The following is a 12,685-nucleotide window of genomic DNA, read 5'->3' as shown; positions in this document are numbered from 1 at the left end:
CCCAGAACTCAGGACACAAACGGCTCAGCCTGATAGCGGACTGAGTCGTTTTCGTTTCAGCGCCCGCCAAACAATCGATCCAGGCTCAGTGGCCCTGGGCCTGCAAAGGCCAGATACAGAAAGGTGAAGCTGTAAAACGCTGCCAGTTCGCCGCCGTTGAGCATAGGCCAAAAACCCTGCGGAGCATGGGCCATAAAGTAGGCTACCGCCATCATGCCGCTGAGCAGGAATGCGACCGGGCGACTGAACAGGCCCACTAGCAAGAGTGCGCCCCCAAAGAGCTCCAGGGCGCCGGCCAGGCCCATCAGGGACATAAGTTCAATAGGGTTATTGGGCGGCGCCGGGAAAGCCAGCAGTTTCTGCCCGCCGTGCTGCATGAACAGAAAGGCAGACACAATGCGCAGCAGACTGAGCAGCCAGGGTGATACACGAGTGTTGATTGACTCTATACCAGACATGGGATTCTCCTTCAGGGATATCCTGTTGCTTGCCTTTGGTTTTAACGGGTGCAGGCTCAAGCTGTTACAGCGCTAAGTATAGATAACAGTCTCGAAGAGCAAGAACCGAACGAACAGCTGCAACCGCTCGCTGATTTCAGATCTGGTCGGCGCCTTGCGTTGGGTTATGTCTTTAGGTGGCGTGGCCTTGTGATAGCGCCAGATCCAGCACCGGCAGCACGCTGTCGGTCAGCAGGTAGTCACCGCGGCGCAGCTGCTCAATAGGAATCCAGCGGGCATCGGCGGCATCGTCCGCAGCGCGGGGGGCGCCTGCGCGCCAGTGACAGTAAATCACCACCAGCAGATAGTGATAGTCCAGATTAACGCCACTGCGGCCCATAACATCGAGTACCGTGAGGATGCTGTCTGCGCTTGCCTGTACACCGGTTTCCTCCTCAAGTTCGCGCAACGCCGCCTGCTGCACGCTTTCGCCAGCCTGAATCTTGCCACCGGGGAAACTCCAGCAGCCCGCATTGGGGGCCTGGCCACGCTGTACCAGCAGGGCACAGCCGTTCTGCAGTAACACGGCGCTGGCGGCAGGAATGGGCCCTGGATGCAGTTCAGAAATGCCCTGGGGTGGAGTGGCATCAGTCGTCATAAGAAATCTTAGGCTCTGGCGCTGTGGGGACAGCAGTATAGCAGCCGGACTCTGCCGGTCGTGTATCGATGCGGGCCTGCATTACTGCGATTAATACCCCCGGAGCTATGACAACCGAATGGGGTTTCGCAGCTCCTCGGTCAGAAAGTCCACCAGCAATTCCACCCGGCGCAGACGATAGCGATGCTGCGGATATACCAGTGACAGAATCGCAGGTTTCAATGCCCAGTCGGGCAGTAGCTGCACCAGAGTACCGCGTTTAATATCGGCCTGCAGATAGATGCGCGGCAGGATGGTAAAGGCCGTACCTTGCAGCGCCGCCAGCTTCATAACATGACCATTGCGACAGCGCAGGCGGCTGCTTGCATGCCACTCCGTACTGTCGGGGCTCTGGGTCTGAGTATCTGCGGCGCTAACACGGTTAAAGCGATAGCGAGTTAGTGAACCCAGAGCTGCAGGTAACTGCGACAGTTCGTCGGGGTGCTGCACCATGCCATGGCGAGCAATAAAGTCAGGGCTGGCACAAACGATGGACTCAAGTTGTTGCAACGGGCGGGCAATAAGGCTGGAGTCCGGCAGTTCACCCATGCGCACCACCAGATCGAATTGATCGCTGATCAAATCAACCCGCTGGCTGCTGAAATCCAGATCGACCCTAATCTGCGGATAGAGCGCCATAAAGCGCAGCAATATAGGGCTAAGCCATTGTTCACCGAGAATGCCGCCCACGGAGTTGATGCGGATGGTACCGCTCATTTGCTGTTGTTGTGTCTGAGCGTCATCCACCGCCAGGCGCAGCAGATCCAGTCCCTGGCGGCATTGCTGATAAAAGGCGTCACCGACTTCGGTCAGGCTGATGCGCCTGGTCGTGCGCTGCAAAAGCGTAACGCCCAGCTCCTTCTCAAGCCGACTGACGGCCTGGGACAGGCGTGATTTGGATGTATCCAGGGCCTGGGCGGCAGCGGTGAAACTACCCGCCTGTGCCACGGCTACAAATTCAGTAATGCCGGCCTGCATCGGAGTGGCTCCTGATTAACTCTGATGTAATGGGCTTTATTGTATCTCTATTTAAAACAGTGAGTTCATTTGGAGGCTATTTATTAACAATATGCTAGGTCCTACAGTAGGCGTCTATTGCAGAAACCTTAAAAGGGGCACCGGGGCACATGAATACACGTATATTGGGCAAGACAGGACTGGCGGTAAGCGAAATAGGCCTGGGATGCTGGCAGCTGGGTGGGGACTTTGGGCCTGTACCCGAAGCACAGGCGACGCAGATTCTGGATGCCGCCTGGGAGCAGGGCGTTAGCCTGTGGGATACCGCTGATGTCTATGGCGCCGGAGAGAGTGAGCAGCGCATCGGCGACTGGCGGGCCAGAACGGGCCATCCGGTCAGGGTAATTACCAAGCTTGGGCGCGATGCGGCCCTTTATCCGTCGGGCTACACCAAGGCCGGTGTTCGCGCCAGCCTGCAGGCTTCAGCACGGCGCCTGGGCGTGGAGACTCTGACACTGGCGCAGTTGCATTGTGTGCCCTTTGAAGTGCTGCGCGATGGCGAAATATTTGGCTGGCTGGATGACCTGTGCAGCGAAGGCCTGATTCAGCATTACGGCGCCAGTGTAGAAACCCTGGAAGAGGGGCTGCACTGCCTGGCCCAACCCAATCTTGCCAGCCTGCAGATTATCTTTAACCTGTTTCGCCAGGATGCCATCACCGAATTGCTGCCAGCGGCTCAAAAAGCCGATGTGGGTGTGATCGTGCGCCTGCCTCTGGCCAGCGGCTTGCTGTCCGGGAAATTCGGGCTCGATCACCGTTTTGCCGAACAGGATCACCGTAATTTCAATCGCGATGGCCAGGCATTCAATGTGGGCGAAACCTTCTCCGGATTGCCTTTTGAAACCGCCGTGGCGCTGGTCGCCAAATTGCAGACCTATGTGCCGCAAAACATAACGCTGGCACAGTTGGCGCTGCGCTGGATACTGGATCAGCCAGCGGTATCAACGGTGATCGCAGGTGTCAGCAAGCCAGAGCAGGTAGCGGCGAATGTGGCAACCAGTACTTTGGCTGCACTGCCGCGAGAGCTGCATGAGGAACTGTTTGCATTTTACCAGAGCGAAGTCAGAGCACAGGTACGCGGCAGTATCTGATAAAAGTCTCAGCGCGTTTGGTCCCTGTTCTGCTGGTGTCAGCTCTTAGGCAGGACTGGCTTGAGTCTGTAGCCAGTCGGCGAAATGCTGCACAATAGCTGACAGTTTTCGTGCCCGGGGCAGTATCAGGTAGTAGCCGTAGTCCGAGCTGACCGGTTCTTCCAGCAGCGATAGCAGCAGGCCGCTGTCGAGCATCGAGTCCACCAGCGGGCGCCAGCCAATAGCGACACCCTGGCCCGCGATAGCGGCCTGCAGCAACAGGGTGTAGTTGTTGAACACCAGATCAGGCTCGCGTGGCGTTTCACGAATATCAAGCGCCACAAACAGTCGCGACCAGTTAAACCAGCGTGCATTATGATCCGCTTCCAGCTGCAACAGGGGCATCTGGGTTAAAGCCTGCTTGCTGCCATCAACCCAGCGCTCCCGCAGTGCCGGGCTGCAAACGGGCACCACCCGCTCATCGAATAATTTCACGCTGCGCCCGGGTGCTTCACTGCCATCGCCAAAGTTGATGGCGATATCAATATCGGCCTGATCCGGCGTGATCTGATGCTGCGCGGTGATAACCCTGACTTCGGTGTCGGGATGGAGGGCTCTAAAGTCTGCCAGGCGCGGTACCAGCCAGAAGGCCGCCAGGGCAAAGTCCGTGGCGACATTGATGATTTCCTTCGCCTGTTTCTGCTGCACCGCGGCAATGCCTAGGCGCAGACGCGTGAGGCTTTCACTCACGGCATCAAACAGCAGCTCGCCGCCAGCGGTCAGACGCACGCCCCGGTGCAGGCGCTGGAACAGCGGCACGCCCAGATCCTCTTCGAGCCGGCTGATATGCTGACTGATGGCTGACTGGGTGCTGTTGAGCTCCCGTGCCGCCGCAGTAAAGTTGTGCAGCCTGGCGGCGGCTTCGAAGGCCTGCAGACTGGCAGTGGGTGGCAGAAAATCCGGCTTTGACATTAGCACTACTAATCTCTGGCATTAGTTTTTACCCAGTTTACAGCAATGCTGCGGGCGCGCAGTATCTTCCCTGACACTTATATCGCGGCCTCTCTGTGCGGGGCCTGAGTATTAAACAAGGGTTAGAGGAGTACCTAGCTGCCATGAGTAAAACCAAACCCAATATTCTGTTCATTATGGCCGATCAGCTGGCCGCATCGGCGTTGCCGGTATACGGTCATCCATTGGTGAAGACACCCAACCTCAGTGCCCTGGCCGAGCAGGGCGTGGTGTTCGATTCAGCCTATTGCAACAGCCCGCTCTGTGCGCCCTCGCGTTTCGTACTGATGTCCGGTCGCCTGCCATCCAAGATTGGTGCCTACGACAATGCAGCGGAACTGCCGGCCGACGTGCCGACTTTTGCCCACTATCTGCGCCATCTGGGCTACCGCACTGCGCTGTCGGGCAAGATGCATTTCTGCGGCCCGGATCAGCTGCACGGTTTTGAAGAGCGTCTGACCAGCGATATCTATCCGGCGGACTTTGGCTGGGCGGTGAACTGGGATCAATTTGAAACCCGTCCGACCTGGTATCACAACATGTCGTCGGTAACCCAGGCTGGCCCCTGCGTGCGTACCAATCAGCTGGATTATGACGACGAAGTCGTTTTCAATGCCCGCCGCTACCTCTATGACCATGCCCGCAACAGCGATGATCGTCCGTTCTGTCTGACGGTCTCCATGACCCACCCCCACGACCCCTATGCGATTCCGCAGGAGTACTGGGACCGCTACGACAATGACGATATAGATCTTCCGACCGTCAACATAGCGCCCGAGGATCAGGATCCGCATTCGGCACGCCTGCGTTTCGTTTACGAAATGGACAAGACCGACATCACCGAGCAGCAGATCCGCAACGCACGCCGCGCCTATTACGGTGCCATCAGTTATGTAGACGATCAGATCGGCACCTTGCTAAAAACACTGAAGGAAACCGGACTGGATGAAAACACCATTATCGTGTTCTCCGGTGATCATGGTGACATGCTGGGCGAGCGCGGCCTCTGGTACAAGATGAGCTGGTTCGAAAACTCGGCTCGGGTGCCGATGATTGTGCATGCGCCGGCCCATTTTAATGCGGCACGCATCAGTGCCAGCGTCTCGACCCTCGATCTGCTGCCCACCTTTGTCGATATGGCCAGCAACGGCGAGTTCAGCGCCTACGCCACCCCGATCGAAGGCCGCAGCCTGGTACCCCATCTGCAGGGCGGCAAGGGGCATGATGAAGTAATCGGTGAGTATATGGCCGAGGGCACCATAGCGCCTGTGCTGATGATTAGGCGAGACAACTACAAGTTCATCTATTGCCCGACAGATCCCGCCCAGCTGTATGACCTCAAGGCTGATCCGCAGGAACTGAACAATCTGGCGCAGAACCCAGCCCAGGCGGACCTGGTAGCCGCGCTGATGCAGGAAGTCAGTGAGCGCTGGGATATGGATGCGCTGCATCAGGATGTGCTCTGGAGCCAGCGCCGCCGTCGCCTGGTGGCCGATGCCCTGAGCAAGGGCAAGGTCACCTCCTGGGATCACCAGCCCTTCGTCGATGCCAGTGTCCAGTACATGCGCAACACAATAGATCTGGACGACCTGGAGCGCCGCTCGCGTTTCCCCCATCTCGATTGAAGAGTTGGAGTGAGGGGCTGAACTGAAGAACAGGATTGAAGAGCTGACGGAAGCCAGGCCGATACACGGCGGTCTGGTTTCCAGGCTTTATTTTGGTCATATACAGACTCAGGACAATAACAATGAATGCAAAACGTAAAATGACGTTCAAGCGTGGCGTTTTAGTCAGCGCCATGGCGCTGGGGCTGGCCGCAGCGGCACAGAATGCAGCAGCCGCCGAGGCGCCTCAGTGCGAGCAGGTGCGCCTGACCGACCCCGGCTGGACCGATATCAGCGTCACCAATGCACTGGCTGGCACTGTACTCACAGGGCTGGGGTACAAACATTCAGTGGACCTGCTGGCGGTCCCCATCGGCTTTGAAAGCCTGAAAAAGGGCGAGATCGATGTGTTTCTGGGCAACTGGATGCCGGCACAGCAGGGTTTTATCGACAAGTACGGACCTGAACTTGACCTGGTGCGCAGTAATCTGGAGGGCGCGAAATTCACCCTCGCAGTGCCAACCTATGTGTATGACAGCGGTATCACCACTTTTGCGGATCTTGGCAGCCGCGGCCAAGACTTTCGCCAGCGCATTTATGGCATAGACCCGGGTGCGCCGGCCAATAGTCTGCTGCAGGGCATGATCGACAAGGGCGACTTTGGCCTTGAGGGCTGGAAGCTGATCGAGTCCGGCGAGCAGGCCATGCTGAGCCAGGTAAGCCGGGCGGTGCGCAAGAATGAATCCATTGTTTTTCTGGGCTGGGCGCCGCACCCAATGAATCTGCGCGTCGACATGCGTTACCTGGCAGGGGGCGATGAATACTTTGGTCCCAACTATGGCGGTGCCAGTATCCATACGGTTACACGCAAGGGCTACAGTGCTGAATGCCCCAACGTCGGCACACTGCTGAGCAATTTGGAATTCAACCTGGACATGGAAAGCGCCATCATGGGCGCCATTCTGGAAGACGGCAAGAAGGCGGATCTGGCTGCGAGCGAGTGGCTCAAGGCAAATCCTGAGGTGCTGGCAGGCTGGCTGGAAAACGTTAGCACCCGTGACGGGCAGCCGGGACTGGCGGCGGTACAAAACCATCTAAGCCTTTGAGGCCGGATAAAATAGATTATAAAAACATATATTTACAGCAGGAAAGATAACTGAAACGCAAAGCAAACACACAGGCATAAAAAAGCAGGCAACCGAGGGAATCCGTCCGGTGCCTGCCAAGACCGTTATCGATAAATCATATCTGCAACCAATATGAGCCTGTGAGCCAACAGACGATAACGGGGGCCACTCCAAGGAGTGTGGTGCAGGAGGCTCGGCCAGGCCGGGCCTCCTGTGTTACTTCACCGGTTGTCTTGCAACAACCTGCTAGGCGATAGCCTGTCCCACCTTGACGACTTTCATGGTGTTGGTGCCGCCCTGGGCGTTCATGTAATCACCCTTGGTGACCACCACCAGGTCTCCGTCCACAACCGCGCCGCATTCGATCAGTTCATTGATTGCGCGCTGATTGATCTCGCTCGGCTCCATCTCTTCGCTGTAGAACGGAATGGTCTGCACGCCGCGGTAAAGCGATACACGGTGCTGGGTGTCTTCCTGGCGTGAAAGCGCATAGATCGGCAGCGGCGAGCGAATGCGTGACATCAGCAGGGGGGTGAGGCCTGTTTCGGTCATGCAGATGATCGCCTTGACGCCACGCAGGTGGTTGGCCGCGTAGATGGCCGACAGTGCGATGGTTTCGTCTATGGCTTCAAAGTTTTCGTGGATACGGTGCTTGGAGCGGTGCGTGATGGGGTGGCGTTCGGCCCCCATGCACACGCGCGCCATGGCTTCGACGGTTTCCACCGGGTAGTCGCCGGCGGCGGTTTCGGCCGACAGCATGACCGCATCGGTGTAGTCCATGACCGCGTTGGCCACGTCGGACACTTCGGCGCGGGTCGGCATCGGGCTGTTGATCATCGACTCCATCATCTGGGTCGCGGTGATCACCACCTTGTTGAGGGAGCGGGCGCGGGCAATGATGTGCTTCTGTACGGCAACCAGCTCCGCATCGCCGATTTCCACCGCCAGATCGCCTCGGGCAACCATGACGGCTTCGGATGCGCGAATGATGCCATCCAGTATGGTGTCGTCGGCAACGGTTTCAGCACGCTCGATCTTGGCGATCAGGCCGGCCTTGGAGCCTGCGGCACGCAGCAGGGCACGGGCTTCGTCCATGTCCGAGGCATCCCGCGGGAAGGACACGGCAACATAGTCGACGCCGATGGCGGCGGCGGTCTTGATGTCTTCGCGGTCCTTGTCCGTCAGGGCCTTGGCGGACAGGCCGCCGCCCAGGCGGTTGATGCCCTTGTTGTTCGACAGCACGCCGCCCACCAGCACTTCGGAATCGATGCGGGTATCGGATACGCCGGTAACCTTGAGCTCCACGCGGCCATCATCCAGCAGCAGCACATCGCCGATGCGGGCGTCGCGAATCAGGGCCTCAAAGTCGATGCCGACCTGGGTCTCGTCGCCGGCATCCTTGTCCAGGGTGGAATCCAGTGCAAAGGCCTGGCCCTTGGTCAGGCTGACCTTGTGATCCCTGAAACGCGAAATGCGAATCTTCGGCCCCTGCAGGTCACCCAGAATGGCGACGAAGCGCCCCTGTTTGCGGCTGATTTCCCGTACCAGGCTGGCGCGGGCCTGGTGATCCGCCGCTTCCCCGTGGGAGAAGTTCAGGCGCACCACATCGGTACCTGCGGCAATCAGCTTTTCAAGCATTTCCGGGCTGCTGGTGGCAGGGCCAAGCGTAGCGACGATCTTAGTTCGGCGTAACATTGTTATTACTGCTCCTTAGGCCGGGGCGTTAACCAGGGCAAGAGTGTTGTCTAGCATGCGGTTGGAGAAGCCCCACTCGTTGTCATACCAGGCCATGACCTTGACGAGGCGGCCGGAGACTTTGGTCTGGGTGGCGTCGAAGGTAGACGACAGGGCGCAATGGTTAAAGTCGACGGATACCAGCGGCAGGGTGTTGAAGCCCAGTACCGGAGATTTTTCCGCCGCAGCCTGCAGCAGGGCGTTGACCTCATCGACCGTGGTGCTGCGTTCGGCGATAAACGCCAGATCCACCAGGGACACGTTAATGGTCGGTACACGCACCGCCATGCCGTCGAATTTACCCGCCAGTTCCGGCAGCACCAGGCCTACCGCCGCCGCGGCGCCGGTCTTGGTCGGGATCATGGACTGGGTGGCAGAGCGGGCACGGTACAGGTCGGTGTGGTACACATCCGACAGGTTCTGATCGTTGGTGTAGGCGTGGATCGTGGTCATCAGGCCGCTTTCGATGCCGATTTCCCGCTGCAGCACCTGGGCTACGGGGGCCAGGCAGTTGGTGGTGCAGGAGGCGTTGGAAATAATCTCGTCACTCTGACGCAGGGTGCTATCGTTAACACCGTAGACCACGGTGGCGTCCACGCCGGTGCCGGGAGCGGAAATAATGACCTTGCGTGCGCCGGCGCTCAGGTGAGCGGACGCTTTTTCACGGCTGGTGAACAGGCCGGTGCACTCGTACACCACATCGATGTTGAGCGACGCCCAGGGCAGCTCGGCCGGATTGCGCAGGGAGCTGATGCTGATGCGGTCGTTGTTGACGGTCATGGACTCGTTATCGTGGCTAACACTGCCGTTGAAGCGGCCATGCACGCTGTCGTACTGGAACAGGTGAGCATTGATCGCTGCATCGCCGAGGTCGTTGATGGCAACAACCTGGATGCGATCACGGTAATTGTTTTCGTAAAGTGCCCGCAGAACATTGCGACCAATGCGACCAAAACCATTAATAGCGACCCGTATAGTCATGTTCCAACCCTCTGCTGCATCGATATGCTGTTTTAATTTTGTAAAACTTACGCTTTTGGTGGAAAAAAATCAAACATAAAAATAAAAAATTGGTAAACTTACCAAAATAAACGTGACCATAGCTTATATATGGGTACAAACTGTAGGTCAGGTGTCTCAGTTTGTCTTATATACGTAAAATTCAGAGCACACGAAAACCCACATTCAGGAGTTGCCATGCATTCCACCGTCGAGCAAGTCACCGCACGGATCATCGCCCGCAGCAAGGATAGCCGTGATGCCTACATCAGTCGCATGAAGGCGGCCGAGGAGAAGGGCGTGCATCGCAGTGCCCTGTCCTGTGGCAACCAGGCCCATGGGTTTGCAGCCTGTGGCGCGAGCGACAAGCAGGCGCTGAAAATGACCAACGCGGTCAATGTTGGCATCGTTACCGCCTACAACGACATGCTGTCGGCGCACCAGCCCTATGAAGACTACCCCGAAAAAATCCGTACCGCGGTGCGTGAGCTCGGCTCCGTGGCCCAGGTTGCCGGCGGTGTTCCGGCCATGTGTGACGGCGTCACCCAGGGCCAGCCCGGTATGGAGCTGAGCCTGTTCAGCCGTGATGTCATTGCCATGTCCACCGCCGTATCCCTGTCCCACAACATGTTTGATGCTGCACTCTATCTTGGCATCTGCGACAAGATCGTGCCGGGACTGCTGATGGGTGCCCTGAGTTTTGGACATCTGCCGACCCTGTTGGTGCCGGCGGGCCCGATGCCCAGCGGCCTGCCCAACAAGGAAAAAGCCCGCATCCGCCAGCTCTATGCCGAAGGCAAGGTCGGCCGTGATGCGCTACTCGATTGCGAGTCGAGTTCGTACCACAGCGCCGGCACCTGCACCTTTTACGGTACGGCCAACACCAACCAGCTGGTGGTCGAGCTGATGGGCCTGCACCTGCCCGGTTCATCCTTTGTAAATCCGGGTACGAACCTGCGCGAAGCCCTGACCCGCGAGTCGGCCCGCCGGGCGGTGCGCCTTACCGAACAGAACGGCCGCTTTACCCCGCTGTACGAAGTCGTGAACGAGAAAGCCATCGTCAACGGCCTGGTGGCGCTGCTGGCAACCGGCGGTTCGACCAACCACACCATGCACATGATTGCCGTGGCCCGCGCGGCCGGCATCATTATCAACTGGGATGACTTCTCCGATCTGTCCGATGTGGTGCCGCTGCTGGCACGTATCTACCCCAATGGCGAAGCCGACATCAACCACTTCCAGGCCGCCGGCGGTACTGCGTTCCTGGTGCGCGAGCTGCTGGCCGCAGGTTTCATGCATGAAGATGTCGTCACGGTGATGGGTGAGGGTATGTCCCACTACACCCAGGAGCCTTTCCTGGAGGACGGCAAGCTGGTGTGGCGCCAGGGCGCGACCGAGTCGCTGGATCCCGCCGTGCTGCGCGGCACCGCAGAACCCTTCAGTTCCAACGGTGGCCTCAAGCTGCTCAAGGGCAACCTGGGCCGGGGTGTTATCAAGATTTCCGCGGTCGCCGCCGAGCACCAGGTGGTTGAAGCACCGGCGCTGGTGTTTGACGACCAGGACCAGGTGGCCGATGCCTTCAAACGGGGCGAGCTGGACAAGGACTTTGTTGCGGTGGTGCGTTACCAGGGGCCCAAGGCGATCGGCATGCCCGAACTGCACAAGCTGACACCTTACCTGGGTACGCTGCAGGATCGCGGTTTCAAGGTGGCGCTGGTCACCGACGGGCGCATGTCCGGTGCTTCCGGCAAGGTGCCGGCGGCCATTCACGTCTGGCCGGAAGCGGCGAACGGCGGCCCGCTGGCCCGGGTTCGCAGCGGTGACCTGGTGCGCCTGGATGCACGCAGTGGCAGTCTCGAGTTGCTGCTGGATGCCGCCGAATTCGCCGCCCGTGAAGCGGCGCCCGCCAGCGAGATGCTCGGTCATCACCAGGGCATGGGGCGTGAACTCTTCGCACCGTTGCGCAAACAGGTCAGCGGTGCAGAAGAAGGTGCCAGCATCTTTTTCCAAGAGGAGAGCCATGCATGAGTGAGTATGCGCTGGTTGGCGATATCGGCGGCACCAATGCGCGTCTTGCACTGGTGAAGCCTGGCAGCGTCGAGCTGGAGCATATTCGCACGCTGGCCTGTGCCGATTACGACAATCTGGATACTGCCTGCAACGCCTACCTCGCCGAGGTGGGCCTGGAGGGTGTCCGGCGGGCCTGTCTCGCCTTCGCCTGCCCGGTGCAGGATGAGCAGATCCGCATGACCAACAACCACTGGGCCTTCAGTCGTTCGGCGATGCAGCACACCCTGGGGCTGGATCAGTTCCGGCTGCTGAATGACTTTACCGCCATGGCGCTGGGCATGCTGCATGTTCAGCCCCATGAGCTGGTTGCCATCGGCGGCGGCGAAAGCCTGGCCGGCAGCACCCGGCTGGTGATTGGTCCCGGCACCGGGCTGGGTGTTTCGGCGCTGGTACCGGCCGGGGATGAGTGGGTGCCGTTGTCTACCGAAGGTGGTCATGTCAGCTTTGCGCCGACGGACGAGCTTGAAGTGGCGATCTGGCGCAGTTTGGGCGATCAGTTCGGTCGGGTGTCGGTCGAGCGCATTCTGTGCGGCCAGGGGATGGTAAACCTCTACCGCGCCATCGCCCAGTACCGCTCGCTGCCAGCGCCCCTGACATGCCCTGCGGATGTGACCGCCGCGGGGCTGGCGGGAGATGAGCTGGCCACCGAGACGCTGGCGCGCTTCTGTCGCATTCTCGGCGAGCAGGCCGGCGATGCGGTGCTGACCGTCGGTGGGCGGGGCGGGGTGTACCTGTGCGGTGGTATCCTGCCGCGCATGCAGGACTTCCTGCTGTCCAGTGCTTTTCGTGCCGGCTTTGAGGCCAAGGGGCGCTTCCAGGACTACATGACCAAGGTGCCGGTATGGCTCTGCACCGCCGAGTACCCGGGCTTGCTGGGTGCCGCGGCGGGACTCGATAACTCGTTGGTAAAAGGATAAAA

The 12,685-nt window shown here is 59.1% G+C and carries 11 protein-coding genes; 5 read left to right on the top strand and 6 right to left on the bottom strand.

What is annotated here, in order from left to right; translation table 11 throughout:
• Positions 1–56: 56 nt before the first annotated feature.
• The 3 genes from MPRO_RS13730 to MPRO_RS13720 all read right to left on the bottom strand — a co-directional run bounded on the left by MPRO_RS13730 (position 57) and on the right by MPRO_RS13720 (position 2,112).
• Entirely contained in the window at positions 57–458 is a 402-nt protein-coding gene (locus tag MPRO_RS13730) for a DoxX family protein (protein WP_067293541.1), read from the bottom strand.
• 172 nt (positions 459–630) lie between these two features.
• Positions 631–1,095 carry an NUDIX hydrolase gene (locus tag MPRO_RS13725; RefSeq protein WP_067293537.1) on the bottom strand — a complete coding sequence of 155 codons (465 nt, stop codon included), beginning with the start codon at positions 1,093–1,095 and terminating at the stop codon, positions 631–633.
• Between the two features lie 105 nt (positions 1,096–1,200).
• Complete coding sequence (locus MPRO_RS13720) at positions 1,201–2,112, bottom strand: LysR family transcriptional regulator (protein ID WP_067293535.1); 912 nt, start codon at positions 2,110–2,112, stop codon at positions 1,201–1,203.
• 149 nt (positions 2,113–2,261) lie between these two features.
• On the opposite strand from MPRO_RS13720, the gene MPRO_RS13715 reads away from it, so the two are divergent.
• Positions 2,262–3,242 carry an aldo/keto reductase gene (locus tag MPRO_RS13715; protein WP_067293532.1) on the top strand — a complete coding sequence of 327 codons (981 nt, stop codon included), beginning with the start codon at positions 2,262–2,264 and terminating at the stop codon, positions 3,240–3,242.
• Positions 3,243–3,287: 45 nt separating this feature from the next.
• Here MPRO_RS13715 and MPRO_RS13710 read toward each other — a convergent pair whose 3' ends face one another.
• Entirely contained in the window at positions 3,288–4,193 is a 906-nt protein-coding gene (locus MPRO_RS13710) for a choline sulfate utilization transcriptional regulator (protein ID WP_067293529.1), read from the bottom strand.
• Between the two features lie 143 nt (positions 4,194–4,336).
• Between MPRO_RS13710 and betC the strand changes: the two genes are divergently transcribed.
• Both betC and choX read left to right on the top strand, forming a co-directional pair.
• Entirely contained in the window at positions 4,337–5,857 is a 1,521-nt protein-coding gene (betC, locus tag MPRO_RS13705; protein ID WP_067293526.1) for a choline-sulfatase, read from the top strand.
• Positions 5,858–5,979: 122 nt separating this feature from the next.
• Positions 5,980–6,942, top strand: a complete 963-nt coding sequence (gene choX / locus MPRO_RS13700) for a choline ABC transporter substrate-binding protein (RefSeq protein WP_245635095.1) — start codon at positions 5,980–5,982, stop codon at positions 6,940–6,942.
• A gap of 267 nt (positions 6,943–7,209) precedes the next feature.
• On the opposite strand, the gene pyk is transcribed toward choX, so the two are convergent.
• Together pyk and gap are read right to left on the bottom strand one after the other, a co-directional pair.
• Positions 7,210–8,658: a pyruvate kinase gene (gene pyk, locus MPRO_RS13695; protein WP_067293524.1), complete on the bottom strand. Its 1,449-nt coding sequence runs from the start codon at positions 8,656–8,658 to the stop codon at positions 7,210–7,212.
• Positions 8,659–8,673: 15 nt separating this feature from the next.
• Positions 8,674–9,678, bottom strand: coding sequence for a type I glyceraldehyde-3-phosphate dehydrogenase (gap, locus tag MPRO_RS13690; protein WP_067293521.1), 1,005 nt, complete (start codon positions 9,676–9,678; stop codon positions 8,674–8,676).
• 216 nt (positions 9,679–9,894) lie between these two features.
• On the opposite strand from gap, the gene edd reads away from it, so the two are divergent.
• Together edd and glk are read left to right on the top strand one after the other, a co-directional pair.
• Positions 9,895–11,724 (top strand): phosphogluconate dehydratase, encoded by a 1,830-nt coding sequence (gene edd, locus MPRO_RS13685; RefSeq protein ID WP_067293518.1) that lies wholly within the window; start codon positions 9,895–9,897, stop codon positions 11,722–11,724.
• On the top strand, positions 11,721–12,683 hold the full coding sequence (gene glk, locus MPRO_RS13680) for a glucokinase (protein ID WP_067293516.1): 963 nt from the start codon (positions 11,721–11,723) through the stop codon (positions 12,681–12,683). Before edd ends, glk begins: the two co-directional genes overlap by 4 nt.
• Positions 12,684–12,685 lie beyond the last annotated feature (2 nt).

Origin of the sequence: Marinobacterium profundum, assembly GCF_001528745.1 — a bacterium.
GTDB lineage: Bacteria > Pseudomonadota > Gammaproteobacteria > Pseudomonadales > Balneatricaceae > Marinobacterium_A > Marinobacterium_A profundum.
This window is presented reverse-complemented; position numbering and strand designations above follow the sequence as displayed.